Here is a 26,088-nt window from a genome sequence, read left to right on the forward strand (position 1 = left end):
TCGGTCAGCGGCGCAGCCCCTGTCGGGACGATACACCAGTATCGTCACTCAGGGACATAGCTTCTCTACGCTCCGTAACGATCACTTGGTGCGCGGGCACTCATCGCATCCGAACGGTAGCGGACCGTACTCGAAGTGGACTACGTGCTTGCCGCCCCCGTCACCAGGATCACGTTCCGGAGCTCCTCCTGGTTCAGGAAACGGTTCAACTGGTCCACCAGCAACCGCTCGGCACGCGGCCGGAAGGCGGAGGTGGGCCCGCCGGCGTGCGGGCTGATGAGGACGCCCGGCGTCCGCCACAGGGGGTGCTCCGCGGGGAGGGGCTCGGGATCGGTGACGTCGAGGGCCGCGGTGATGCGGCCGCTCTGCACCTCGGTGAGCAGGGCCGAGGTGTCGACGACGGGCCCTCGCGCCATGTTCACGAGCAGGGCGCCGTCCTTCATCCGGGCCAGGAAGCCGGCGTCCACGAGGTGCCGGGTGGAGTCGGTCAGCGGGGTGGCGAGGACGACGACGTCCGCCTCCGGCAGCAGCGAGGGCAGTTCGGTGAACGGGTGCACCGGGCCGCGCGCCGTGGTGCGCTCGGAGCGCGCAACGCGCGCCACCCGCGCGAGCTCGAACGGAGCGAGCCGGTCCTCGATCGCCGCGCCGATCGACCCGTACCCCACGATGAGCACGCTCCGGTCGGCGAGCGCGGGCCGGAACCCCCCGAGCCACTCCCCCTTGTCCTGCGCCCGCACGAAATCGGGCAGGCCGCGCAGCGAGGCCAGGATCAGGGCGAGCGTCAGCTCCGCCGTGCTCGCCTCGTGCACACCGCGCGCGTTGCACAGCCGCACACCGGGGCGCAGGTGCCGCAGACCCGGCTGCACGTGGTCGATGCCGGCGGACAGGGTCTGCACGACCCGGACGGAGCTCATCAGCGGCAGCGGGCGCACCCCGACCTCGCTGGGCTTCATGTACGGCACGACGTAGAACACGCAGTCGGCCGGATCGGCGGGGAAGTCCTCGTCGCCGTCCCAGAAGCGGTACGCGGGCCCCTCGGGAAGGCCCTCGATCTCGTCCGGCGGAAGGGGAAGCCATACGTCAGCAGTCATGGCCAGGAGGCTATGTCAGGGGCGTACGGCGGCAGAGGTTAGGTTGGTGGCCGGGAGAGGGAGGGTCACGACCAGGTGGAGCGCAGGACGATCGGCGCGACGGCACTCGCGGTGGGGGCCGTCGGACTCGGGTGCATGCCGATGAGCTGGGCCTACAGCACCTCGCGGCAGCGCGGCGAGGACTCGCTCAGGGCGGTGCACCGGGCACTCGACCTGGGTTCGACGCTGCTGGACACGGCCGACATGTACGGCCCGTTCACCAACGAGCTGCTGCTGGGGCGGGTGTTGAGGCAGCGGCGCGGTGACGCCTTCGTGTCGACGAAGGTCGGTCTGCTGGTGGGCGATCAGCACATCGTGGCCAACGGCCGCCCCGGGTACGTGAGAAGAGCCTGTGACGCGTCCCTGCGGCGGCTCCAGACGGACGTCATCGACCTCTACCAGCTGCACCGCGCGGACCCGGAGGTGCCGGTCGAGGAGACCTGGGGCGCGATGGCCGAACTCGTCCAGGCCGGAAAGGTACGGGCGTTGGGGCTCTGCGCGGTCGGCGCGCGGTCGGCGCGGCGGCCGGGGGCGCGGCTGCATGACATGACGATCCGGCAGTTGGAGCGGGTGCAGCAGGTCTTCCCGGTGAGCGCGGTGCAGGCGGAACTGTCGGTGTGGTCGCCGGAGGCGGTGGAGGCGCTGTTGCCGTGGTGCGGGGCACGCGGCGTGGGTTTCCTGGCCGCGATGCCGCTCGGCAACGGCTTCCTGACCGGCACGCTGACGCCGGGGGAGGGATTCGAGGCGGACGACCTGCGCGCCCGGCACCCGCGCTTCACGGCCGAGATGATGGCCGCGAACCAGCCGATCGTGGTCGGCCTGCGCCGTATCGCCCGCCGGCACGGCGCGGACGTCACCCCGGCGCAGGTGGCCCTGGCCTGGGTGTTGTCCCTGGGCGGGCAGGTGGTCCCGGTGCCGGGCGCCAAGCGGGAGCGGTGGGTCGCCGAGAACGCCGGGGCGGCGGAGCTGCGCCTGACGGAGACCGACCTGGCGGAGATCGCGGCACTGCCCGCGGCACAGGGATCGTGGGACTGAGGCAGGTCTGGGGCTGGACTGAGGCAGGTCTGGGGCAGGGGCTGAAACCGGACTGGGGCAGGGGCCGAGCCCGGACCGCGCGGTGATCGGCGGTTCGGACCCGCGTGATCGGGAACCTGTGGGGCGCGAGCGGGGTATGACTGGGAGAACCTGCCGCGTCGAAGGGACAAGATCGTGCATCATCGAGCCGTTACGGCTGTGCTGACCGCCGCGCTTCTGCTGACGGCCGGATGTTCCTCCGGCGACGGAGGGGCGCCGGAGGGAGGCGACAGCCCGTCGAGCCGTGCGACGGGGCAGTCCTCGCCCGCGGAGCGCGGCGCCGAGGAGACACCGCCGGCGAAGGGCTCGGTGAAGGTGCTCCGCACGGTCACCGAGGACCTGAACACCCCCTGGGGTCTCGCGCCCCTGGCCGACGGCGATCTGCTGGTGTCCTCCCGGGACGAGGCGACGATCACCCGGGTCGACACGGAGACGGGCGAGAAGTCCGAGCTGGGCGAGGTGCCGGGGGTGGCGCCGGGCGGCGAGGGGGGCCTGCTCGGCATCGCGCTCTCCCCCGAGTTCGCCTCGGACCACATGGTCTACGCCTACTTCACCTCGGCCTCGGACAACCGCATCGTCCGGATGATCTACGACGAGAAGAAGCCCGCGGGCAAGCAGCTGGGCGCACCCGACACCGTCTTCCGCGGCATCCCCAAGGGGATGGTCCACAACGGCGGCCGGATCGCGTTCGGCCCGGACAAGATGCTGTACGTGGGCACGGGCGAGAGCGGGGACACCGGGCTCTCCCAGGACAAGGAGTCCCCGGGCGGCAAGATCCTTCGGCTGACCCCGGAGGGTGAGCCGGCACCGGGCAACCCGTTCCCCGACTCCCCGGTGTACTCGTACGGCCACCGCAATGTGCAGGGCCTGGCCTGGGACGGCAAACAGCGCCTGTTCGCCTCGGAGTTCGGCCAGAACACCTGGGACGAACTGAACGCGATCAAGCCCGGTGACAACTACGGCTGGCCCGAGGCCGAGGGCTCGTCCGACGACGGCTTCCACGATCCGGTGGCCCAGTGGAGGACGGACGAGGCATCCCCCAGCGGCATCGCGTACGCCGAGGGGTCGATCTGGATGGCGGGCCTGCGCGGCGAGCGTTTGTGGCGGATCCCGCTCAAGGGCACGGAGGTCTCGGCGGAACCGCAGGCCTTCCTCGAGGGTGAGTACGGCCGGCTGCGCACGGTGGCGTCGGCCGGCGGCGACAAGCTGTGGCTGGTCACCAGCAACACGGACGGCCACCTCACCCCGAAGAAGGGCGACGACCGCATCCTGGAGGTACGGGTGAGCTAGGGGCCCTCGTCCGGTTCCGGTTCCTGTTGCGGTTCGGCCGGTGACGGGCGGACGACGACCTTTCCGGACGCGAGGTCTATCGGGCCGCGTCCGGGGTCGGCGTCACCGACGTCCTCCCGGGACAGCTCCAGCCGCTTCTGCTCGTCGCGGGTGTGTGTGCGGCCGGGTGCGAACAGTTCCTCGAAGGCGTTGAACATCGCTCCCCTTTCCAGGGCCGCGTGGGCATGGCACCCATCATCCCGCGGCCTGCCTCTTCCCTGCCGAGGCCGGGAAGAGGCCCAGCCGATGGGCCAGCGCCGCCGCCTCGCCCCGGCCGGAGACGCCCAGTTTGGCGAGGATGTTGGACACGTGGACGCTGGCCGTCTTCGGCGAGATGAAGAGCTGCTCGGCGATACGGCGGTTGGTGTGGCCGGCGGCCACCAGGCGCAGGACGTCGCGTTCCCGGCCGGTGAGGCCGAGGGCGTCGGCCGGATCCGTGGACGCCGGGGCGGGCTCCCGAGCGGCGGTGGCCGGGGCGAGGCGGGCGCGCCGGGCCAGCTGGGCGACCGACCGGGCCAGCGGGGCGGCTCCGAGGTGCTCGGCGACGGCTCCGGACAGCCGCAGCAGCTCCGTGGCGCGGGCACGCTCGTCCTCGCCCGCCCCGGAGGCGAGCAGCGCCTCGGCGAGCCGGAAGCGGGCCCGCGCGAGGTCGTAGGGCCGCTCCAGCGGTTCCAGCGCGGCGACGACGGCGGCCCACTCCTCCGGCGCCGGCCGGCCCTCGGCGCGCAGCAGTTCGGCGCGCAGCCATATGTCGTACGCCTGCCATACGGGGACGCCGGTTGCCAGGGTCTTGGCCGCCGTACGGAGGTGTTCGAGGATCTGGGGGCGGTCCGGTTCAGTCGCCGGGTTGCCGTAGGCGTCGGCTTCGGCGGTCGTGGCGGCGAGCAGAAGCGGCCAGCCGTAGCGCTGGGTGCCGGGCGGCAGGCCGGTGTCGAGGGCGGTGAGCAGTTCGGCCCGGGCGTCGGGGAGGCGGCCCTCGGCGGCGGCGATGCCGATGGCGACCGAGGCCATCGGCAGGGAGTACTGCGGCATGGGGTCATGGGTGCCGAAGGAGGCACGGGCGGTGCTCAGATGGCGTTCGGCCGCAGCCATCTCGCCCCGGCCGAGGGCGAGATGAGCCAGGAGCATCCAGGCTCCGGCCCGCGGTTTGGCGCTCTGTTCCAGGTGCTGGGCGTTGGCCACGGCCTCGGCTGCCTCGTCCCAGCGGCCGAGGGAGTGGAGGGATTCGGCGAGGTTGCACCACACCCAGCCCTCGGTGTCCAGCAGTCCGAGCCTGCGGGTCAGCCGGACGCCTTCGCGGAGCAGGCCCACCGCCTCCTCCGAGCGGCCGACGCCTTCGAGGACGGACGGCAGGTTCACATGGCTGCGGCACACCACCGTGATCACGTCCAGTTCGGTCGCCCGGTCTTTGACGCCGTACAGCTCGGCGAGGCCGCGGTCGATGTCGCCGGCGTCGACCATGAGGCCGCCGAGGGTGAGCCGGGCGTTGAGCTCGATGTCGTGGGCACCGACCATGCGCGCGTACTCGACAGCCCGTTCGGCGGCGGCCATGGCTTCCGGGCCCGGTTCGTGCAGCATCCACCAGCCGGCGGCCACGGCGAGGACGTCGGCGTGCACCTCGGAGGGAGGCAGGCCGCGCACCAGGTCCTGTGCGGTGCTGAGTTCGGCCCAGCCGTCACCGCGGGCGAGGGACTGGGTCAGCCGGGAGCGCTGCACCCAGAACCAGGCGGCGCGCAGGGGGTCCGGATCCTCGTCCAGGAGGCGCAGGGCGCGCTTGGTGATCTTCATGGCGCGTTCACGTTCCCCGCAGAACCGTCCGGCGACGGCGGCCTCGGCCATCAGGTCGAGGTAGCGCAGGGGGGTGGTCTCGGGGTCGCAGCCGCAGGGAGGGTAGACCTCGGCGTAGTCGAGGGGGCGCAGGGTGGCCCGTATGTCGTCGGGGACGGCGTCCCAGAGCTCCATCGCCCGTTCCAGCAGGCCCAGTTGCTCGGAGTAGGCATGGCGTCGGCGGGCCTCGACGGAGGCGTCGAGGACGGCGGGCAGCGCTTTGGCCGCGTCGTGGGCGTGGTACCAGTAGCTGGCCAGGCGCGTCACCCGCTCGTCGGCGGGCACCGGCGTGGGGTCGGCCTCCAGGGCCTCGGCGTAGCGGCGGTTGAGGCGGGAGCGTTCGCCGGGCAGCAGGTCGTCGCTGACGGCCTCGCGGACCAGGGAGTGGCGGAAGCGGTAGCCGTCGCGCTCGGGCGCGGGCGTGAGGATGCCGGCGTTCACCGTCGAGCGCAGCGCGTCGAGGAGGTCGTCCTCGGCGAGCCGGGCGACGGCGGACAGCAGCCGGTACTCGACCGTGGAGCCGCCCTCGGCGACGAACCGGACCACCTGCTGGGCGCTCTCCGGCAGGCGCTCGACCCTGACCAGGAGCAGATCGCGCAGGGAGTCGGTGAGACCGGTGCGGTGGCCCTCGCGGGAGGCGACGGCGAGTTCCTCGACGAAGAAGGCGTTGCCGTCGGAGCGTTCGAAGATCTCGTCGACGCGGTCCGGTTCGGGTTCCCGGGCGAGGATGCCGGCGATCTGACGGCCGACCTCCTCGCGGTTGAAGCGGGGGAGTTCGATGCGGTGGACCGTGCGGAGCCGGTCGAGTTCGGCGAGGAGGGGGCGCAGCGGGTGGCGTCGGTGGATGTCGTCGGAGCGGTAGGTGGCGAGGACGACGAGACGGCCGGTGCGCAGGGTGCGGAAGAGGTAGGAGAGCAGATGCCGGGTGGAGGCGTCCGCCCAGTGCAGGTCCTCCAGGGCGAGGACGACGGTGTGCTCGGCGGCGACGCGCTCCAGCAGGCGGGCGGTGAGTTCGAAGAGGCGGGCCATGCCCTGTTCGTCGCGCCGGGCCTCGGGAGCGACGGTGCCGAGTTCGGGCAGCAGGCGGGCCAGTTCCTCCTCCTGTCCGGCGGCCGCGGCGGCGAGCCGGCCGGGCAGTTCGCGGCGCAGCCCGCGCAGGGCGGTGGAGAAGGGGGCGAAGGGCAGCCCGTCGGCGCCGATCTCGACGCAGCCGCCGGGCGCGACGACCGCGCCCCGGCGGCGGGCCTCGGCGGCGAACTCCTCGACGAGGCGGGTCTTCCCGACGCCGGCCTCTCCTCCGATGAGCAGCGCCTGCGGCTCGCCCGCGCCTGCGGTGGCGCGGGCGAGCGCGGTGTTCAACGCGTCGAGTTCACCGGCACGGCCGACGAACACGGGACTGACGGTCCTGGTCTCCACAGCCCCGAGCATCGCACGGGGGTCCGACATCGCGGCACCGGTTTTCACCGAGCGGGGCACCACCGGACGGCGCCCGTCGGCAGCGGGAGCAGGCCGGAGTCCTCTGTTCCGCTCGGTGTTCACACGGCTCGGGTGAACCGGTGCCGGCGTGGGCCGCGGCTATGGCTCCCGGGTTCGGCGCCCCGCGCCGCTGCTTTGCGGCGGGCGGCGCGCTCGAGGCGGACGGCCTCGCGGGCCTGATGCTCCTGCTCGGCCTCGCGGATGAGCTCGGCGGAACGGTACGTGTGGATCTCGTACTCGTACATGGTGTGTTCCCTCGGAGAGTGGGTGTCGGACATCGCTTTCCGCGATGCCTCCACCTTCGTCTCCCAGGCGGGCCGGCCACATCGGAAGAGTTCCGCATCTTCGGCGGCCGTCGGGGCCTTAGACATGCGGCGGGACACGGGTGAGGGGCCTTAGGCCGCCCATGGGGCCCGTGAACGGCCTAAGGCCCCGTGATCGCGGTGCGTCCCGGATCCATCCCGGATGCGGCCCGGACGACTCCGGGGTGCGGGCGCTATCGGTCCGCACGGGCGCGGGTCCGCCGCCATTCGGGGGCCAGGACCGACCACACCTCCAGGTCGTGCCGTACGCCGTGGTGGAGATGGGCCTCGCGGCGCACCCCGTCCCGGGTCATGCCGAGCCGGCGGGCGGTGTTGAGGCTGGACTCGTTGCCGGCGGCGGCGACCCACTCCACGCGGTGGATGCCGCGCTGTTCGACCGCCCAGTCGATCAGCACCCGCATCGCGCGGGTGACGAGCCCGCGTCCGGTGGCGGCGGGCTCGAGCCAGCAGCCCACCTCACAGGTGCCGTTCTCGGCGTCGAAGTGGAGGGTGAGCACCCCGCCCACGAGCCTGCCGTCCAGCCACAGGCCGTGCAGCGAGGCCGTGTCGGCGGCGCGGAGGTCGGCGTACCGCTGGAGCGCCTCCCGCGCGGTGGGCACGTCGGTGGCCCGGGAGCCGAAGGGGACGTACTGGTTGATGAACTCCCGGCCCCGCTCCAGATGGGCGAGGAACTCCTCCGCGTGCCAGGGCTCCAGGGGGCGCAGTTCGGCTCCGTCGTCACCCAGTCGTATCGCGTACATCCCGGTTCCGCCCCTCCTGCTGCGCGGGCACGGTCGCCACCCCGGCGTCCGTGGTCGTGGCCGTGGCCGTGATCAGCTTTTCATGGGCGGCGCGGGCCTCGGGAGGCTCGATGCTGATGCGCGGCAGGATCCGGTCCAGCGAGCGCGGCAGCCACCAGTTGGCCCCGCCGAGCAGATGCATGAGCGCGGGGACCAGCAGGGTCCGCAGCACGAAGGCGTCGATGGCGACGGCCACGGCGAGCGCGATGCCGAACATGGCGATCACGCGGTCGCCGGTCAGGACGAAGGCGAGGAAGACCGAGATCATGATCACGGCCGCGGAGTTGATCACCCTGCTGGTCTCCGCGAGGCCGACCCGTACCGCGCGCCGGTTGTCACCGGTCTCCAGCCATTCCTCGTACATGCGGCTGAGGAGGAAGACCTGGTAGTCCATGGAGAGCCCGAAGAGGACCGACACCATGATCACGGGAAGGAAGGGTTCTATGGGGCCCGCGCTGCCGAGGCCGAGCAGTTCGCTGCCCCAGCCCCACTGGAAGATCGCCACGACCACGCCGAAGGCGCCGGCGACGGCGGCCACGTTCATCGCGGCGGCCTTGAGCGGGATGGCGATGGACCGGAAGGCGAGCAGGAGCAGCAGACAGCCCAGGCCGACGACGACGCCCACGAACACGGGCAGCTTGCCGACGATGACGTCGGCGAAGTCGTCGTAGCCGGCCGTCACCCCACCGACCTGTACATCGAGGGTGGTACCGGTCTCGGCGCGCGGCAGCACGTCCTGGCGCAGCCGGTCGACGAGGTCGCTGGTCTGCTTCGACTGCGGGGAGGACTCGGGCACCACGGTGAGGTACGCGGTGTCACCGCCGGAGCTGTGGACCACCGGTCCCACGGACGCGATGCCCTCGGTCGCGTTCAGCGTGGGGCCGAGCCGGTCCAGGGCGAGCCGGTCGGCGGCGCCGTCGACCTCGGTGACGAGGGTGAGGGGGCCGTTGACCCCGGGCCCGAAGCCGTCGGCAAGGAGGTCGTAGGCCTGGCGGGTGGTGGACGTCTTGGGTGCGTTGCCCTGGTCGGAGGTGCCGAGGTGCAGGGAGAGGGTGGGCAGCGCCAGTACCGCCATCACGACCAGTGCGAGCGCGCCGAGCAGCCTGGGGTGGCGCTCGACGAAGACCGACCAGCGGGCGGCGAAGCCGGTCGGCAGGTCGGGCTGGGGGCCGAGTTCCGCCAGTCGGCGCCGCTCGCGGCGGTTGAGCGCGCGCATGCCGATGAACGACAGCAGGGCGGGCAGCAGGGTGATGGAGGCGGCCACGGTCAGCACGACGGTGAGTGAGGCCGCGACGGCGACGCCGTTGAGGAAGTTCAGCCGGAGGATCAGCATGCCCAGCAGGGCTATGCACACGGTGGCACCCGCGAACACGACCGCGCGTCCGGTGGTGGCGACGGCCTCGGTGGCGGCCTCGGTGACGGACAGCCCGCGCTTCAGTCCGCGCCGGTGCCTGGTCACGATGAACAGCGCGTAGTCGATGCCGACGCCCAGTCCGATCAGCATGCCGAGCATGGGCGCGAAGTCGGCGACGGTCATCGCGTGCCCGAGCAGCACGATTCCGGCGTAGGCGGTGCCGACCCCGACCAGCGCGGTGGCGATGGGGAGCAGCGAGGCGGCGAGCGAGCCGAAGGCGAGGAAGAGCACGACGGCGGCGACGGCCACACCGACGACCTCGGCGAGGTGCCCCTCGGGGGCCTCGGTCAGTGCGGCGGCGCTGCCGCCCACCTCGACCTGGAGTCCGTCGCTCTCCGCGGTCTGGGCCGCCTCGAGCACGGCGGCCGCCTCGGCCGGGTCGATGTCCTTGGCCGGGTCGTCGAAGGTGACGGTGGCGTAGGCGGTGCGGCCGTCGGCACTGATCCGGCCGGGGCCCTGGGCGTCGTACGGGCCGGTCACGGCGGTGACGCCGGGCAGTTCCTCGATCCGGTCCAGGGTGCGGGTCATGGTCTGTTCGACGCCGGGGTCCCGGACGCTGCCGGACGGGGTGTGCCAGACGAGGGTGTCGCTGTCACCCCCCAGGGCCGGGAAGCCCTCGTGCAGCAGTGTGGCGGCGTGTCCGGACTCGGTGCCGGGCACGTCGTAGTCGTTCGAGTACGTGGATCCGGTAGCGAAGGCCCCCGCCGCGACCCCGCCGAAGGCGAGGAGCCACAGCAGGACCGTGATCAGACGGCGTCGGACACACCAGCGTGCGAGGGCTGCCACGAAACGTGCTCCCATGGTGACGGTGTGGATCTTTGACCGGGAGCAGTCGATATGACCGGAACAACCCGCAAAGAACGCATGAGCAATGCAATGCAACTGTTACAGGCAAAAGTGATCGATAGTCGCTTTCGTGTCCTTATTCACAGTGCTGAGGAACGACTCACCGGACAGACACACCGCCTCCGCCGTCGGACATGACCCGGCTCACCCTTCACCCACCCGCTTCGACCCGCGGCTCAGCCGAACCAACCGCATCAGACGCATCAGACGCATCAGACGCATCAATCGAATTGATCCCCCAGCGCCATCACCATCAGCCCCGCGACCAACAGCCACAGCGCCCTGCGGGTCCGGCCGCGTGAGCCCAGTACGGCGGCGAGGGCGCAGCCGCCGGCCCCGCAGGCGTAGGCCGCCGGGACGAGGAGCGGAGCGGAGCCGGTGAGCCGGAGCAGGGCGGCGGCCAGTCCCGCGAGGGCGAGCACCGCGCCGGTGCAGACCGCGGCCCACCGCGCCCTGCGCGCCTCCCGCTCGTCGGCTTCGGCGTCCCCTTCCTCGGTGTCCTCATCCTCGACGGTCTCGGCGTCCTCGCCGGGACCGTCGACCCCGGCGGTCCCGGCGGCGCTCGTCTCCTCGTCGGCATCGGCGTCCTGCGGCGCTTCGGCCGGCTCCCCCCGGGTCTTCAGGGGTATGTCGGAATCTGCGCGTCCACTCATGCCGCGGGAGCGTATCGCCTCGGCCTCGGAAACCCTGATGCGGGGGCGGCGCCCACCTGTTACCGTCCGTCGGTCCGACGTTCCGCGGCAGCCCGCCGCCGACCGAAGCAGGTGCTTTGATGCCGGTCCGCCCGGTTCCCGACGCAGTACTTTCCCCTTACACGGACCCGAGGAGCCCGTTCACCCATGTCGGACATCACATCGCACCCCCCGCACGACGACCTCACTGACCGCCTGGCCCTCCCCCACTACCCCCGCAGCAGCGCCTACGACGTCCGCTGGACCATCGAGAACCAGATGGGCCCGCACGCGCTGTGGCTGCTGGAATGGCTGGCCCCGGCCCTCGGCCTCGACACCCTGCGCCCCGGCGCCCGCGTGCTCGACCTGGGCTGCGGACGGGCGATGACGTCCGTCTTCCTGGCCCGGGAGTACGACGTTCAGGTCACCGCCGCCGACCTGTGGATCAAGCCCGACGAGAACGCGCGCCGCATCGCCGAGGCGGGCGTCGCCGACCGGGTGCTGCCGGTTCTCGCCGAGGCGCACGACCTGCCCTTCGGGGAGGAGAGCTTCGACGCGATCGTCTCCATCGACGCGTACCACTACTTCGGCACCGACGATCTGTACCTGCCGACGCTGACCCGGCTGCTCAGGCCGGGTGGGCGGATCGGTGTCGTCGTCCCCGCGACCCGCGAGGAGCTCGAGGGCACCGAGCCGCCGGAGCATCTGAAGCCCTTCTGGGAGCCCGCCTTCTGGTCCTTCCACTCCCCCGGCTGGTGGCACCGCCACTGGTCCCGCAGCGGGGCGGTGGCGGTCGAGGCGGCCGACTGGCAGCCGGACGGCTGGCGGGACTGGCTGCTGTGGAGCAAGGTGTGTGCCGAGGAGAGCTCCAGCGACTTCATGGCGGACATGGCCCGGACCTCGGCGGAGATGGTGCGCGCGGACCGCGGGCAGACACTGGGCTTCACCCGCGTGGTGGGCCGGCGCGTCTGACCGGCCGCCGCCGACGGCCGGTGGCGACCTGTCGCCGCCGACCGCATGCCGAGGGGGTGCACCGGAGACCGGTGCACCCCCTGGCCGCTGTGCGGGATCAGCCCTCGACGCCCAGCTGCTGAAGGATCAGCTCCTTCACGCGGGCCGCGTCCGCCTGGCCGCGGGTGGCCTTCATGACGGCACCGACCAGCGCGCCGGCCGCGGCGACCTTGCCGCCGCGGATCTTGTCCGCGATGGCCGGGTTGCCGGCGATGGCCTCCTCCACGGCCCTGGTGAGCGCGCCCTCGTCGGAGACGACCTTCAGACCGCGCTTCTCGACGACCTCGTCCGGCGTGCCCTCGCCCGCGAGGACGCCCTCGATGACCTGACGGGCCAGCTTGTCGTTGAGGTCCCCGGCGTTCACCAGCTCGGTGAGGCGGGCGACCTGCTCCGGCGTGATCGCCAGCTCGTCGAGCGCCTTGGCGGACTCGTTGGCGGCGCGGGCCAGCTCGCCCATCCACCACTTGCGGGCGGAGGCCGCGTCCGCGCCGGCGTCGATCGTGGCGACGATCAGGTCCAGCGCACCCGCGTTGAGGATCGACTGCATGTCGGTGCCGGAGACCGCCCACTCCTCGCGGAGCCGGTTGCGACGCACCAGCGGCAGCTCGGGCAGCCCGGCGCGCAGTTCCTCGACCCACTCGCGGGACGGCGCCACCGGGACCAGGTCGGGCTCCGGGAAGTACCGGTAGTCCTCGGCCTCCTCCTTCACGCGGCCGGAGGTCGTCGACCCCGTGTCCTCGTGGAAGTGCCGGGTCTCCTGGATGATCGTCCCGCCGTCGTTCAGCACGGCGGCGTGCCGCTGGATCTCGAAGCGGGCCGCGCGCTCCACGGACCGCAGCGAGTTGACGTTCTTCGTCTCCGAGCGGGTGCCGAACTTCTCCCGCCCGTGCGGGCGCAGCGACAGGTTGACGTCGCAGCGCATCTGGCCCATCTCCATCCGGGCCTCGGACACGCCGAGCGCCCGGATGAGCTCGCGCAGCTCACGCACGTAGGCGCGCGCGACCTCGGGGGCACGCTCGCCCGCTCCCTCGATCGGCTTGGTGACGATCTCGATGAGCGGGATGCCGGCGCGGTTGTAGTCGAGCAGGGAGTGGGACGCGCCGTGGATACGGCCGGTGGCGCCGCCGACGTGCGTCGACTTGCCGGTGTCCTCCTCCATGTGGGCGCGCTCGATGTCCACGCGGAAGGTCTCGCCGTCCTCCAGCTGCACGTCGAGGTAGCCGTCGAAGGCGATCGGCTCGTCGTACTGGGAGGTCTGGAAGTTCTTCGGCATGTCCGGATAGAAGTAGTTCTTCCGGGCGAAGCGGCACCACTCGGCGATCTCGCAGTTCAGCGCGAGGCCGATCTTGACGGCGGACTCGACGCCGATCGCGTTGACGACGGGGAGCGCGCCCGGCATGCCGAGACAGGTGGGGCAGGTCTGGGTGTTCGGATCGGCGCCCAGGGTGGTCGAGCAGCCGCAGAACATCTTGGTCCTGGTGCCGAGCTCGACATGGACCTCGAGGCCCATGACGGGGTCGTACGACGCCAGCGCGTCCTCGTACGACACCAGGTCGATCGTGGTGGTCACGGTGAAACTTCCCTCTCAGCCCAGCAGGACGTCGTCGTCGCCCAGCCGCTTCAGCTCGCGGTAGAGGAGGGCGAGGTTGGTGACGACCGCGGTGGCGGTGACGACGGCGTCGATCAGCCGCAGCGTGTCGTTGTCGCCACGCGCCTTCTTGATCTGCTTGTAGACACCCACGGCGCCGAACGCCGAGGTGGCCATCGAGACGTACAGACCCGACTTGGACTTCTTGAAGCCCTTGGCCTTGGACAGTGCGCTCACAGCGACGGAGCCTCCTCGATCAGCGGGTGGCCCCACTTTTCCACGAAGGCGGCCTCGACGGCAGCACCCACCTTGTAGAGGCGGTCGTCCTTCATGACCGGGGCGATGATCTGCAGTCCGACCGGCAGGTTGTCCTCGGGCGCGAGGCCGCAGGGCAGCGACATGGCCGCGTTGCCCGCCAGGTTGGTCGGGATGGTGCACAGGTCGGCCAGGTACATCGCCATCGGGTCGTCGGCACGCTCACCGATCGCGAAGGCGGTGGTGGGGGTCGTCGGCGAGACGATCACGTCGACCTGCTCGAACGCCTTGTCGAAGTCCTGCTTGATGAGCGTACGGACCTTCTGGGCGCTGCCGTAGTACGCGTCGTAGTAGCCGCTCGACAGGGCGTACGTGCCGAGCATGATGCGGCGCTTGACCTCCGGGCCGAAGCCGGCCTCGCGGGTCAGCGAGGTGACCTCCTCGGCGGAGTGCGTACCGTCGTCGCCGGTCCGCAGGCCGTAGCGCAGGCCGTCGAAGCGGGCGAGGTTGGAGGAGCACTCGGAGGGGGCGATCAGGTAGTACGCCGACAGCGCGAGGTCGAAGGACGGGCAGTCCAGCTCGACGATCTCGGCGCCCAGTTCCCTGAGCAGTTCGACGGACTCGTCGAACCGCTGGATGACGCCGGCCTGGTAGCCCTCGCCGCGGAACTGCTTGACCACGCCGACGCGCATGCCCTGGACCGAGCCGTTGCGGGCGGCCTCGACGACCGGCGGGACCGGAGCGTCGATGGAGGTGGAGTCGAGCGGGTCGTGTCCGGCGATCACCTCGTGCAGCAGGGCCGCGTCCAGGACCGTGCGGGCACAGGGGCCGCCCTGGTCCAGGGAGGAGGAGAACGCCACCATGCCGTAGCGGGAGACCGCGCCGTAGGTCGGCTTCACACCGACCGTTCCGGTGACGGAGGCCGGCTGGCGGATGGAGCCGCCGGTGTCGGTGCCGATGGCCAGGGGGGCCTGGAAGGAGGCGAGCGCGGCGCTCGAGCCGCCGCCGGAGCCACCGGGGATCTTGGTGAGGTCCCAGGGGTTGCCGGTCGGGCCGTAGGCGCTGTTCTCGGTCGACGACCCCATGGCGAACTCGTCCATGTTGGTCTTGCCGAGGATGACGACGTCGGCGGCCTTGAGCCGCTGGGTGAGTGTCGCGTCGTACGGCGGGATCCAGCCCTCGAGGAGCTTGGAGCCGACGGTGGTCGGGATGCCCTCGGTGGTGAAGATGTCCTTGAGCGCGAGGGGCACGCCGGCCAGCGGGCCGAGCTTCTCCCCCTTGGCGCGCTTCTCGTCGACGGCACGGGCCTGGGCGAGGGCGCCCTCGCGGTCGACGTGCAGGAAGGCGTGCACCTTCTCGTCGACGGCCTCGATCCGGGCCAGGTGTGCCTCGGTGACCTGGACGGCCGTGAGCTCGCCGGAGGCGATCTTCGCGGCGGTGTCGGCGGCCGTGAGCTTGATGATGTCCGTCATGGGATTCAGTCCTCCCCCAGGATCTGCGGCACCTTGAAACGCTGCTGCTCCTGGGCCGGGGCGCCGGAGAGCGCCTGCTCGGGGGTGAGCGAGGGACGGACCTCGTCCGGGCGCATGACGTTCGTCAGCGGCAGCGGGTGCGAGGTCGGCGGTACGTCTTGGTCGGCGACCTCGCTGACGCGGGCCACCGCGCCGATGATGTCGTCGAGCTGGCCTGCGAAGTGGTCGAGTTCTTCGGGCTTCAGCTCCAGACGCGCCAGCCGGGCGAGGTGGGCGACCTCCTCGCGCGTAATGCCAGGCATGCAGCGATCCTCTGGGGTGAGTGTGCGGTTCGGGACTAGGCCGTCGCGATCCGGGCCAGGCGCGGAGCGGCGGGCGGGAAGGTGACGACAGGCCCCAATCCTATGGGGCACCGCCCCGTACCCGTGAAACGGTTTCCCCCGCCACCGGAATCACGGCACACCGGTGCCGTGATCGACACGCCGGAACCCGGGCCGGCACCGCCCCCGACACCGCACCGGCCGCACCCGCACGGCCGGTCCGGGGCGGTGTCAGGCCGGGCGGGTCGAGTCGTCGGACGCCGCCACCGGGAGGGCCGCCGGGCGCTGCCAGCCTCGGGAGCCGCGGGCGAGGAGCCAGGCCGTGGTCTCCTCGGGCGGCATGGCGGCCGCGACCAGCCAGCCCTGGACGGCGTCGCAGCCGAGGTCGCGCAGGCGTTCCCAGGTCTCGTCGTCCTCGACGCCCTCGGCGACGACGAGCAGGCCGAGCGAGTGGGCGAGGTCGACGGTGCAGCGCACGATCTCGGCGTCCTCGGTGTCGACGGCCAGCCGGGCCACGAAGGAGCGGTCGATCTTCAGTTCGCTGACGGGCAGCCGCCGCAGGTGCACGAGGGAGGAGTAGCCGGTGCCGAAGTCGTCCAGGGACATCTTCACGCCGTGACCGGTCAGCGCGTTGAGGGTGTCGGCGGCGCGCTGCGGGTCCTCCAGGAGGACGTGCTCGGTGATCTCCAGCTGGAGCGCCCCCGCCGGCACGCCGTGCCGGGCCAGTCGCGCCGCGACGGAGCCGGCGAAGCCGGGGCTGTGGACGTCGCGCGGGGAGACGTTGACCGCGACCGGCACGAACAGGCCCTGGGAACGCCACCGGGCGACCTGCCCGAGGGCGGTCTCCAGCACGTACTCGGTGAGGTGCGGCATCAGACCGGAGGACTCGGCGATCGCTATGAACTCGTCCGGCGGGACCCGGCCGCGCTCCGGGTGCACCCAGCGGACCAGGGCCTCCAGGCCCGCCACCTGTCCGTCGAAACGGACCTTGGGCTGGTAGTGGAGCTGGACCTCGTGGGCGTCCAGGGCCCGGCGCAGGTCGCCCAGGAGCCCCAGCCGGTCGGGGGTGTTGGAGTCCCGCTTGGACTCGTAGACCTCGACGCCGGTACGGCCCCGTTTGGCCTGGTACATCGCCACGTCCGCCCGCCGCAGCAGCCCCTCGGCGTCGAGGGCGTGGTCGGGGAAGACGGCGACGCCCGCGCTGGCCTCCAGCACGAGGGTGAGCCCGTCGAGGTCGAGCGGCGAGCTGAGCGCGGAGACCAGACCGCGGGCGACCCGGGTCGCGGACGTCGTGGAGCCGGCGACCGGCAGTAACACGGCGAACTCGTCGCCACCGAGCCGCGCGGCCTCCGCCCCGCGCGGCAGGGCCAGCCTCAGCCGGTCGGCGATCTGCAGCAGCAGCCGGTCACCGGCGAGGTGACCGAGAGTGTCATTGACCGATCGGAAACGGTCGAGGTCGATCAGCATCAGGGCGGCACGGGCGCCGACGCGCTCGGCGTCGTCCAGCGCGGTCCAGATACGTTCCAGCAGCCACTGGCGGTTGGGCAGCCCGGTCAGCGGATCGCGCAGCTGCTCCTCCGCCCGGGCCCTGGCTATCCACAGGGTGGAGTCGAGCGCGATCAGCGGGATGGCGAACAGCGGCAGCAGGATCGGCCGGGCGTACGCGACCACGCAGATCAGCGGCGCTATGCCGAGCAGCGCGACCGCGACCAGGCCTTGTCTGACCAGGTCGGTGCGGGCGACGGTGGGCAGTCCGGCGCGCGGGGTGCGCAGGTACCACAGGAGGGTGCGGGTGACCACGAGGTACGCGGCGGCGGCCAGCACCACCTCGGCAGCGGTGTGCAGGCCCCAGGTGTCCGGGGTCGAGGGGGACTCGACGGACGGTACGGACCCGAAGAGGGCCGGCACCAGCGCGCCGGCGCTGATGCCGAGCAGGTCCACCGCGCCGTGCAGGATGCCCTGGCGCCAGCGGCCCCGCCTGGCTACGCCGACCAGTACGACCACGGTGAGGCTGACCAGGCCGGCCGGGACCCAGCCGTAGAGCAGCAGCACCGCGAGGGTGAGGGCGCTGCCCGAGCCGGTGCCGCCCCACCATCGGGAGCGGCCCAGCATCACCAGGTGACCGACGATGATCCCGGTCAGCACGGCCAGCGACCAGCCGACCCGGCCGGACGGGAAGAGCGCGTGACCGCCGGTGAACGCCCGCAGGAAGCCGACGCCCAGGACGAACGCCGCCGCCCCGACGACCGCGGTGGGCAACGCGGGCCAGGACGGGTGGCGTTCGGCGTCCGCTCCGGGCAGTCCGGTGCGGTGCGGGGGCAGCCCGGTGCCCGGCGAGGACGCCCGGGGACCGCGCGGCGACCGTCCCGAACCCCGCGGGGGCCGCCCGGGAGTGCGTCCGGCCCCAAGCCGCCCGCCGGCCGCCTGCCCGGCGACCGGCTGCCCCACGGCCGGCGGTCCGGCGCCCCGCGCGTCCACGGTGTACGCCACCGGGCGCCCCTGGGCGGCCGGGTGCCCCGCGGACCGCCCGTCCCCCCGTCTGCGTCGCCCTACGGCCGCCATGCGGCGCAGGCCCAGGCGCAGCCGTGAGCCCGGGGCGGCCCTCTCGGTGGGTTCCATTCCCGTCCCTCTCACAGCCGGCGGTGCCCACGCCACACGGCTCGATACCCGACTGTCCTCAGCGCTCCGTGACAGAAAGCCCTTCCACGGCCCCGTCATGAATACAGGGATGCCCCGACCGCAACTGGGCACGGCAGGCGCACATCCCAACACTAGGCCGCAGAGGGCTGTCAGGGGCACCGGTCGCCGACGGTTGCCCGAATGCGCCCCAGCCACCCGTATGCATCTGATATGCACCGATCGGGTGGCCTCCCACCCCTACTCCTCGGCCTGAAGTGCCATGTCGGAGGCTGCTTCCGGCCCTTCCTCGAGAAGGACGGTGAAGCCCTCCTCGTTCAGAACCGGCACCTTGAGCTGCATCGCCTTGTCGTGTTTCGACCCGGGGTTGTCTCCCACGACCACGAAGGACGTCTTCTTCGAGACCGAACCGGTCACCTTCGCTCCCCGGGCCTGCAGCGCCTCCTTCGCGCCGTCCCGGGTGTGGTGCTCCAGGGTGCCGGTCACCACGACCGTCAGTCCCGCCAGCGGACGCGGGCCCTCGTCCTCGCCGGACCCCTCGTCCTCCATGCGGACACCGGCCGCCCGCCACTTGCGGATGATCTCGCGGTGCCACTCCTCGGCGAACCACTGCTTGAGGGAGGTGGCGATGATGCCGCCGACGCCCTCGGTACCGGCCAACTCCTCCTCGGTGGCCTGCTCGATCCGGTCGATGGACCGGAACTCCCGGGCCAGCGCCTCGGCCGCGACCGGGCCGACGTGCCGGATGGACAGGCTGGTGAGGACGCGTGCGAGCGGGCGCTCCTTGGCCGCCTCGATGTTCGCCAGCATCGCGACCGCGTTCTTCCTCGGCTCGCCCTCCTGGTTGGCGAAGACCGTGGCGATCTTCTCCTCGCCCGTCTTCGGGTCCCGCTTGGGCAGACCGCTGTCCTGGTCGAGGACGTACGCCTTGATGGGCAGCAACTGCTCGACGGTGAGGTCGAACAGGTCGCCCTCGTCCCTCAGCGGCGGGTCCTCGGGCTCCAGCGGCCTGGTGAGCGCCGCCGCGGCGACATAGCCGAAGTGCTCGATGTCCAGCGCCCTGCGGCCCGCGAGGTAGAACAGCCGTTCCCTCAACTGGGCTGGGCAGGCCCGGGCGTTGGGGCAGCGCAGGTCGACGTCGCCCTCCTTCATCGCGCGCAGCGGCGTGCCGCACTCCGGGCACTCGGCCGGCATCACGAACTCACGCTCGCTGCCGTCCCGCAGGTCGGCGACCGGGCCGAGGATCTCCGGGATGACGTCACCGGCCTTGCGCAGCACCACCGTGTCACCGATGAGGACGCCCTTGGCCTTGACCACGTCCTGGTTGTGCAGCGTGGCGAACTCCACCTCGGAACCGGCCACGGTGACCGGCTCGACCTGCGCGTACGGCGTGACCCTGCCCGTACGGCCCACCCCCACGCGGATGTTGACCAGCCTGGTGTTGACCTCCTCGGGCGCGTACTTGTACGCGATGGCCCAGCGCGGGGCGCGCGAGGTGGAGCCGAGACGGCCCTGGAGCGGGATCTCGTCGAGCTTGACCACCACTCCGTCGATCTCGTGCGCCACGGAGTGCCGGTTCTCGCCGTAGTACGCGATGAACTCCCGTACGCCGGCGAGACCGTCGACGACCCTGTTGTGCGGGGAGGTGGGCAGGCCCCAGGTCTTCAGCAGGTCGTACGCCTCGGAGAGCCGGGTCGGTCCGGTGAACCCCTCCAGGGCACCGATGCCATGGACGACCATGTGCAGCGGACGGCCGGCGGTGACCCGCGGGTCCTTCTGGCGCAGCGAACCCGCCGCCGCGTTGCGGGGGTTGGCGAAGGGCTTGTCACCGGCCTCCACCAGACGGGCGTTGAGCCCCTGGAACTTCTCCATCGGGAAGAAGACCTCGCCGCGGATCTCCACGAGGCCGGGGACCTCGTCGCCCTCCAGCCGGTCCGGGATCTCGGCGATGGTACGGACGTTGGGCGTGATGTCCTCACCGGTGCGGCCGTCGCCCCGGGTCGCCGCGCGGACCAGCCGGCCCCGCTCGTAGGTGAGGTTGACGGCGAGGCCGTCGACCTTCAGCTCGCACAGGAAGTGGAACCTCTGCTCGCCCAGCTCCTTGTGGATGCGCTCGACCCAGGCGGCGAGGTCGTCGTCGTTGAAGGTGTTGTCGAGGGAGAGCATCCGCGAGACGTGCTGCACGGAGGTGAACTCCGTCTCGTACGCCCCGGCGACCTTCTGGGTCGGCGAGTCGGGCGTGCGCAGCTCCGGATACGCCTCCTCCAGCGCCTCCAGCTCCCGCAGCAGCCGGTCGAACTCGGCGTCGCTGACGACGGGCGCGTCGTTCACGTAGTACCGGAAGCGGTGCTCCTCGATCTGCTCAGCGAGCTTGGCGTGCCGCTCCCGTGCCTCGGCCGGCACGCTCGTCGTCTCCGCCTGCTTGTCACCCGCCACCGTGTGTCCTCCCGTTACTCTGGGTTGTCCGCCAGGGATCTCGCCGCCCGGACGCAGTGCGCGTAGGCCTTGCGCGCGTACTCCGGGGAGACCCCCGCGAGTCCGCACGCCGGGGTGACCGTGACCGCCTCCGGGAGAAGGTCCGGCCGCAGCCCCAGCCTGCGCCACAGCGTTCTGACCCCCATGACGCTACCGGCAGGGTCTGACAACGGGCCGTCCGTGCCCGGCACGACGCCGGTGAACAGCCGGGTGCCGCTCTCCACCGCCTCCCCGATCGTGTCGTCGTCACGTTCGGTGAGGAGCGAGAAGTCGAAGGAGATCGCCTGTGCGCCCGCCCGGCGCAGCAGGGCGAACGGCACGTCCGGCGCGCACGAGTGGACCACGACGGGTCCGCCGTCGTGCATCCCGACCACGTCCCGGAGCGCGGCCTCGACCAGCTGCCGGTCCACCGCGCGGTGGGTGCGGTAGCCACTGGCGCTGCGCACCCGGCCGTGCAGGACGTCGGTGAGGGACGGCTCGTCGAGCTGGAGGACGAGCCGCGCGCCGGGCACCCGGCGCCGCATCTCGTCGAGGTGCAGACGCAGCCCCTCGGCGAGCGAGGCCGTGAGGTCACGGCAGGCGCCGGGGTCGGAGAGGGCGACCTCCCCGTTCTTCAGCTCCAGCTGGGCGGCGAGCGTCCACGGGCCCACGGCCTGCACCTTCAGCGGGCCCTGGTACCCCTGGGTGAACTCCTCCAGGGCGTCGAGGTCCTCACCGAGCCAGGAGCGGGCCCGCCTGGTGTCCCGCCCCGGCCGGTCCCCGATCCGCCAGCCGCTGGGCTCCACACGCGCGTACAGCTCGACGAGCATCCCGGCGGTCCGTCCGATCATGTCCGCGCCGGGCCCCCGGGCGGGCAGTTCGGGCAGGAACGGAAAGTCCTCGAAGCTTCCGGTGACGGTCTTGACGGCCTCGCGGGCGTCCCCGCCCGGCATCGACCCGATACCGGTCGCGGCCCCGAACCTGAACTGGCTGTTATCGCTCACCGGAGAAGCGTACGGAACGGGCCGGGCGTCCCGCGTCCCGGTCCGTACGCCTGGGGGGTCAGCGTCCCGGTCGTACCGTCAGATCGTTGACCTCCGCGTCCCTCGGCAGGTCGAGGGCCATCAGGATGGTCGTGGCGACCGACTCGGGGTCGATCCACCGGTCGGGGTCGTACTCCTTGCCCTCCTGCTGGTGGACCTTGGCCTGCATGGGGCTGGCGGTGCGGCCGGGGTAGACCGAGGTGACGCGGACGCCGTTCTCGTGCTCCTCCCCGCGCAGCGAGTCGGCGAGCGCCTTCAGGCCGTGCTTGGAGGCCGCGTAGGCGCCCCACCGGGCGTGGGCGTTCAGGCCGGCGCCGGAGTTGACGAAGACCACGTGGCCCCGGCTCGCGCGGAGCTGGGGCAGGAAGTGGCGGGTGAGTTCGGCGGGGGCGACGAGGTTGACGTCGAGCTGGTGACGCCAGGTCTTCGGGGTCAGCTCGCCGACCGTGCCGAGGTCGACGACGCCGGCGATGTGCAGCAGGGAGTCCACCCGGTCCGGGAGCGACTGGTGGGAGAAGGCCCAGCTGAGCCTCTCGGGGTCCGCCAGGTCGCCGACGAGGGTCCGCGCCCCGGGGAATTCGGCCGCCAGTTCCTTCGCCCGCCCCGCCTCACGCGCGTGCAGCACGATTTCGTCACCGCGCGCGTGCAGCCTGCGGGCGACGGCCGCGCCGATGCCGGAGCCCGCTCCGGTGATCACATGTGTAGCCATACCCGCCATGCTCGCATCACGCGTGGTTCACTCGATGCCCTGGCTCTCCTCCAGGTACGCCAGGGCCCCGACGGGTTCCTCGGCGAAGAACACCAGGTCGGTGAGGGCGCGGGGCAGGAAGCCCTCGTCCTCCATCCGCCGGAACTGCGTCTTGAGGCCGTCGTAGAAGCCCGCGGTGTTCAGCAGGACCACCGGTTTGTCCGTGTGCCCGTGCTTCTTCAGCTCCAGGATCTCGGTGGCCTCGTCCAGGGTGCCGGTGCCGCCCACCATGATCACCACCGCGTCGGCCTTCTCGAGGAGCAGGCGCTTGCGCTCCGCCAGGTCGGGGGCGATCACCATCTCGTCGGCACCCCGGCGCGCCGTCGCCGCCAGGAACTCCACCGAGACGCCGAGGAGCCGCCCGCCCGCCTCCTGCACCCCGTCGGCGACGACCTTCATCAGGCCGACGTCGGAGCCGCCCCACACCAGGGTGTGGCCGCCCTTGCCCAGCAGCCGGGCGAACTCCCGTGCGGGGCCCGTGTAGCGCTCGTCGAGGTCGGCCGCGGAGAGGAAGACACAGATGTTCACGGGCCCACAGTACGGGCCCGATCCGGCACCCCTGCCGAGCCCCGGGGGGAAGAACCCGGGGCCGGTGTGTGCTGTACCGGCAACAGGCGAACGGCCGAGGAGGAGCGATCGTGACCCGAGAACCCCGAGAACCCCGAGGGCACCGCATCACCGTAGAGCGGAGCGACCGGCCCGTGCGCGTGGTGCACGGCGGAGAGGTCCTGGCCGAGAGCGACCGGGCGCTGGTGCTGCGCGAGACGGGTTGTCCCGCGCGGTACTACATCCCGCCCGAGGACGTACGGCTCGACCTGCTGACTCCGTCCGAGAGCCACACCCACTGCCCCTTCAAGGGCACCGCGTCCTACTGGTCCCGCCCGGACGCGGCCGATCTCGTCTGGGCCTACCCGGACCCGAAGCCCGCCGTCGGCGACATCAAGGACCACCTGTGTTTCTACGACGTGGAAGTCCGATGATCGGATAGAAGGGTTGCGATCGGCGGACGCGCGGCCCGCCTCACCCAGGATCGGGCCGCGGTGCGGCAGTCTGCGGGGATATGGACAAGAACATCGTTTCGCGTGACGGCACCCTCATCGCCCACGAGAGCGCCGGACGGGGTTCCGTGGTCGTCCTCGTCAGCGGCGCGATGTCGACGGGCGCCACGGTGGCGCCGCTGGCCGCACCGCTCTCGGAGCGGTTCCGGGTCGTCGTCTACGACCGCCGGGGCCGCGGGGCGAGCGGGGACACCCCGCCGTACGCGGTGGAACGCGAGGTCGAGGACCTGGCGGCGCTGATCGCCGCGATGGGCGGGGAGGCGTCGCTGTACGGCGTCTCCTCGGGCGGCGCGCTGGCGCTGCGCGCGGCGGCGAGCGGGCTGCCGGTGCACCATGTCGCCGTGTACGAGACGCCGTACGCGACGTCCGAGGAGGACCTGCGCGAGCGCGCGCAGTACACCGAGCGCCTGGCGCGGGCACTCGCCGAGGGGCGCCGCGGGGACGCGGTGGAGCTCTTCCTCCGTCTCACCGGGCTCGGCGAGGCGGTGATCCAGAGCGCCCGGCAGTCCCCCCTGTGGGCCGGTATGGAGTCGATGGCGCCGAGCCTCGCCCACGACGACGCCGTCATGGGCGACGGTGGTGTCCCCGTGAAGCTGCTGGCGTCGATCCCCGTGCCGGTGCTGTCCATCGCGGGCGACGCGAGCCCGGCCTGGATGCGCGAGGCCGCCCGGGCCATCGCGGACACCGTCCCCCGGGGCACCTGCCGCACCCTGGCCGGCCAGACCCACATGGTCGAGCCGGACGTCCTGGCCCCGGTCCTGACGGAGTTCTTCGCCCGCTGAGTCCCCGGAGGCACGGGCCCGCGCCGTGGAGCCCCACGGCGCGGATGCGCTCACGGGGCTCCACGGCACCTGGGGGAGACGAGAGGCCGCGGGGTCAGCGCTGGGTGCGGAAGCTCGACTCGAAGCGGTGGAAGGCCCCTTCCTGCTCCCACTGTGCGGCGGCCTTCGGGCTGGCCTCCAGCAGGTCCCGGCAGTCCGCACCGGGGCCGGCGGCACCGAGGTCGACGTCCTGGCAGGCGGCGGCCGGACGGTAGCCGTCACGGGTGGGGTTGCCCTGCCAGAGGCTCGCGCCCGGGAGGAAGGCGTACTCCAGGGAGGCGCGGGCGAGGTCCTTCAGCTCCGGGTAGGACAGGCCGTAGGTGTCTGCGGCGTACCGGTACTCGTGGCTGATGTCGATGCGGCTGACCCCGGGGTCGTCCGTGGCCAGCACGACGGGCACGCCGTGGGCGCGGTAGGTCTCGAAGGGGTGGTCGTCGCCGCGCACACCGAGGATCTGGGCGTTGCTGGTGAAGGGGACCTCGACGGCGGTCTCGCGGGCGGCCATGGTGCGGGCGGTGCGCTGCCAGTCGTCCTCGTGGACGAGGTCGACCCCGTGGCCGATGCGGTCGGCGCGGGCGACGTCCACGGCCTCCTTGATGTGGAACGCGAGGTCGGCGGGCTTGACCAGGCCGGGCCACAACTCGCCCGCGTGCAGGGTGACGTGTGCCTCGGGGTAGACACCGCGGAGGTACTGCACCATGCGCATCTGCAGGCTGTAGTCACGCAGCGCGCCCTCCGAGTCCTCGGGCTGGACCAGGTTGACCGCGACGAAACGGGGATCGCGTTCGGCCAGCCGCATGCCGAGGGCCATCTGTGTGAAGACCCGTTCCGGTGAACTGCCGCGCGAGACCTGGGAGATCCAGCGCACCGGGAGACGGCAGGCGGGCTGGGGGGCACCGGTGTCGCAGCCTGCGGCGGCACGGAATTCGACGTCGGCGTCGTCGGATTCCTTCCGGGCCTCGGTGACCAGCCCGTCCAGCCTGCCCCCGGCCGTCAGCTTCTCGTGCAGCCGGGCAAGGTCCGCGTCCCAGCCGACCTCCGCCGCGAGGTTCTTCGCCCCGTCGGAGGCGGGGGTGACCATGGTCTCGAGGTAGAACTGGTTCTGCGCGGCGACGTCGTTCGCGACCTCGGCGAGCAGTTTCCCGCGGTGGCGCCACGTCACCTCGCCGAACTTGCCGAAGGTGTCGAAGAAGTGGTCGTGGCCGTTGCCGTCGGCCGGGAAGTCCTGCATGGACCAGGCGCGCACGATCGCGTCGTGGAAGGCGCGGTCGGTGCGGGCGTCCGCGGCAGGGCGGGTGCCCGCACCGCACGGGGGCGGGACGGCGGTCATCGTCGAGGTGTCGACGCACAGCCCGTCCTCGGCGGCCAGTTCGACGAGGTACTCGGTGGAGACCGCGCCGGAGAGGTGGTTGTGCAGATCGCCGCCCTTGGGCAGCCGGCGGAAGAAGTCCGCGGCCAGGCGCGGGTCGTCGCGGATCGCGTCCAGCCGGGCGGCCGTGTCCGCCTCGGTGGCGGTCGCCGGGCGGGGCGGCGGTGCCGTCGTCCTGGCCGGAGCGGACGCGTGCGGGTCGGCGTGGGCGGCGGGCAGGACCGCCGGGGAGGACAGCAGTGCCAGGGCGCTGAGGCCGGTGGCGGCCACGGTGCGGGTGCGGCGTGAGAGGCCGGGGATCCGATGAGTCACACCCGGTGATCGTCGCAGCGGGCGTCCGGGACACGGGTCCGGGGCGTTGTGCGCCGCGTGATCACCCGGATGGAGGAATCACGTGTCCCCGGGCGCGTGCCGCCGGCCGCCGTCCCGCCGGGACCGGCACC

At 72.1% G+C, this 26,088-nt stretch carries 22 protein-coding genes; 5 read left to right on the plus strand and 17 right to left on the minus strand.

Features of this window, described 5'->3' with window-relative positions:
* Positions 1-140: 140 nt before the first annotated feature.
* Positions 141-1,091, minus strand: a complete 951-nt coding sequence (locus PYS65_RS10850) for a 2-hydroxyacid dehydrogenase (RefSeq protein ID WP_279333728.1) — start codon at positions 1,089-1,091, stop codon at positions 141-143.
* Between the two features lie 75 nt (positions 1,092-1,166).
* Here PYS65_RS10850 and PYS65_RS10855 point away from each other — a divergent pair, with 75 nt between their 5' ends.
* Both PYS65_RS10855 and PYS65_RS10860 read left to right on the plus strand, forming a co-directional pair.
* Positions 1,167-2,165, plus strand: coding sequence for an aldo/keto reductase (locus PYS65_RS10855; RefSeq protein WP_279333730.1), 999 nt, complete (start codon positions 1,167-1,169; stop codon positions 2,163-2,165).
* A 174-nt stretch (positions 2,166-2,339) separates the two neighbouring features.
* Positions 2,340-3,494 (plus strand): PQQ-dependent sugar dehydrogenase, encoded by a 1,155-nt coding sequence (locus tag PYS65_RS10860; RefSeq protein WP_279333732.1) that lies wholly within the window; start codon positions 2,340-2,342, stop codon positions 3,492-3,494.
* On the opposite strand, the gene PYS65_RS10865 is transcribed toward PYS65_RS10860, so the two are convergent.
* The 6 genes from PYS65_RS10865 to PYS65_RS10890 all read right to left on the minus strand — a co-directional run bounded on the left by PYS65_RS10865 (position 3,491) and on the right by PYS65_RS10890 (position 10,851).
* Positions 3,491-3,691: a DUF6191 domain-containing protein gene (locus tag PYS65_RS10865; RefSeq protein WP_279333733.1), complete on the minus strand. Its 201-nt coding sequence runs from the start codon at positions 3,689-3,691 to the stop codon at positions 3,491-3,493. The two genes, PYS65_RS10860 and PYS65_RS10865, sit on opposite strands and share 4 nt — an antisense overlap.
* 37 nt (positions 3,692-3,728) lie before the next feature.
* The gene (locus PYS65_RS10870; protein WP_279337913.1) at positions 3,729-6,788 is read right to left on the minus strand and encodes a helix-turn-helix transcriptional regulator; all 3,060 of its coding nucleotides are present in this window, start codon (positions 6,786-6,788) and stop codon (positions 3,729-3,731) included.
* A gap of 107 nt (positions 6,789-6,895) precedes the next feature.
* Entirely contained in the window at positions 6,896-7,081 is a 186-nt protein-coding gene (locus tag PYS65_RS10875) for a hypothetical protein (protein ID WP_279333734.1), read from the minus strand.
* Positions 7,082-7,332: 251 nt separating this feature from the next.
* Positions 7,333-7,899: a GNAT family N-acetyltransferase gene (locus PYS65_RS10880; RefSeq protein ID WP_279333735.1), complete on the minus strand. Its 567-nt coding sequence runs from the start codon at positions 7,897-7,899 to the stop codon at positions 7,333-7,335.
* Positions 7,877-10,138 (minus strand): MMPL family transporter, encoded by a 2,262-nt coding sequence (locus PYS65_RS10885; RefSeq protein ID WP_279333736.1) that lies wholly within the window; start codon positions 10,136-10,138, stop codon positions 7,877-7,879. The genes PYS65_RS10880 and PYS65_RS10885 overlap by 23 nt, the downstream gene beginning before the upstream one ends.
* 281 nt (positions 10,139-10,419) lie before the next feature.
* Positions 10,420-10,851, minus strand: coding sequence for a hypothetical protein (locus PYS65_RS10890; protein WP_279333737.1), 432 nt, complete (start codon positions 10,849-10,851; stop codon positions 10,420-10,422).
* A gap of 186 nt (positions 10,852-11,037) precedes the next feature.
* On the opposite strand from PYS65_RS10890, the gene PYS65_RS10895 reads away from it, so the two are divergent.
* On the plus strand, positions 11,038-11,841 hold the full coding sequence (locus PYS65_RS10895) for an SAM-dependent methyltransferase (RefSeq protein ID WP_279333738.1): 804 nt from the start codon (positions 11,038-11,040) through the stop codon (positions 11,839-11,841).
* Between the two features lie 97 nt (positions 11,842-11,938).
* On the opposite strand, the gene gatB is transcribed toward PYS65_RS10895, so the two are convergent.
* From gatB to PYS65_RS10940, 9 genes are all read right to left on the minus strand, one after another.
* Positions 11,939-13,450, minus strand: a complete 1,512-nt coding sequence (gene gatB / locus PYS65_RS10900; RefSeq protein WP_279333740.1) for an Asp-tRNA(Asn)/Glu-tRNA(Gln) amidotransferase subunit GatB — start codon at positions 13,448-13,450, stop codon at positions 11,939-11,941.
* Positions 13,451-13,465: 15 nt separating this feature from the next.
* Positions 13,466-13,705, minus strand: a complete 240-nt coding sequence (locus tag PYS65_RS10905) for a hypothetical protein (RefSeq protein ID WP_279333742.1) — start codon at positions 13,703-13,705, stop codon at positions 13,466-13,468.
* A complete protein-coding gene (gene gatA, locus PYS65_RS10910) occupies positions 13,702-15,195 on the minus strand; it encodes an Asp-tRNA(Asn)/Glu-tRNA(Gln) amidotransferase subunit GatA (protein WP_279333743.1) in 1,494 nt (497 codons plus the stop codon). Before gatA ends, PYS65_RS10905 begins: the two co-directional genes overlap by 4 nt.
* A gap of 5 nt (positions 15,196-15,200) precedes the next feature.
* The gene (gene gatC, locus PYS65_RS10915; protein WP_031117542.1) at positions 15,201-15,497 is read right to left on the minus strand and encodes an Asp-tRNA(Asn)/Glu-tRNA(Gln) amidotransferase subunit GatC; all 297 of its coding nucleotides are present in this window, start codon (positions 15,495-15,497) and stop codon (positions 15,201-15,203) included.
* A gap of 249 nt (positions 15,498-15,746) precedes the next feature.
* A complete protein-coding gene (locus PYS65_RS10920; RefSeq protein ID WP_279333744.1) occupies positions 15,747-18,134 on the minus strand; it encodes a putative bifunctional diguanylate cyclase/phosphodiesterase in 2,388 nt (795 codons plus the stop codon).
* 258 nt (positions 18,135-18,392) lie between these two features.
* Entirely contained in the window at positions 18,393-20,588 is a 2,196-nt protein-coding gene (gene ligA / locus PYS65_RS10925) for an NAD-dependent DNA ligase LigA (RefSeq protein ID WP_279333745.1), read from the minus strand.
* A 14-nt stretch (positions 20,589-20,602) separates the two neighbouring features.
* Positions 20,603-21,610 carry a methionine synthase gene (locus tag PYS65_RS10930; protein ID WP_279333746.1) on the minus strand — a complete coding sequence of 336 codons (1,008 nt, stop codon included), beginning with the start codon at positions 21,608-21,610 and terminating at the stop codon, positions 20,603-20,605.
* 58 nt (positions 21,611-21,668) lie between these two features.
* Entirely contained in the window at positions 21,669-22,367 is a 699-nt protein-coding gene (locus tag PYS65_RS10935; RefSeq protein WP_279333747.1) for an SDR family oxidoreductase, read from the minus strand.
* A gap of 18 nt (positions 22,368-22,385) precedes the next feature.
* The gene (locus PYS65_RS10940; RefSeq protein WP_279333748.1) at positions 22,386-22,925 is read right to left on the minus strand and encodes an LOG family protein; all 540 of its coding nucleotides are present in this window, start codon (positions 22,923-22,925) and stop codon (positions 22,386-22,388) included.
* A gap of 110 nt (positions 22,926-23,035) precedes the next feature.
* Here PYS65_RS10940 and PYS65_RS10945 point away from each other — a divergent pair, with 110 nt between their 5' ends.
* Complete coding sequence (locus PYS65_RS10945; protein ID WP_279333749.1) at positions 23,036-23,377, plus strand: DUF427 domain-containing protein; 342 nt, start codon at positions 23,036-23,038, stop codon at positions 23,375-23,377.
* Positions 23,378-23,457: 80 nt separating this feature from the next.
* Positions 23,458-24,237, plus strand: a complete 780-nt coding sequence (locus tag PYS65_RS10950) for an alpha/beta fold hydrolase (protein ID WP_279333750.1) — start codon at positions 23,458-23,460, stop codon at positions 24,235-24,237.
* Positions 24,238-24,331: 94 nt separating this feature from the next.
* Here PYS65_RS10950 and PYS65_RS10955 read toward each other — a convergent pair whose 3' ends face one another.
* A complete protein-coding gene (locus PYS65_RS10955; RefSeq protein WP_423836082.1) occupies positions 24,332-25,957 on the minus strand; it encodes an adenosine deaminase family protein in 1,626 nt (541 codons plus the stop codon).
* Positions 25,958-26,088 lie beyond the last annotated feature (131 nt).

The organism is Streptomyces cathayae (genome assembly GCF_029760955.1).
GTDB lineage: Bacteria > Actinomycetota > Actinomycetes > Streptomycetales > Streptomycetaceae > Streptomyces > Streptomyces cathayae.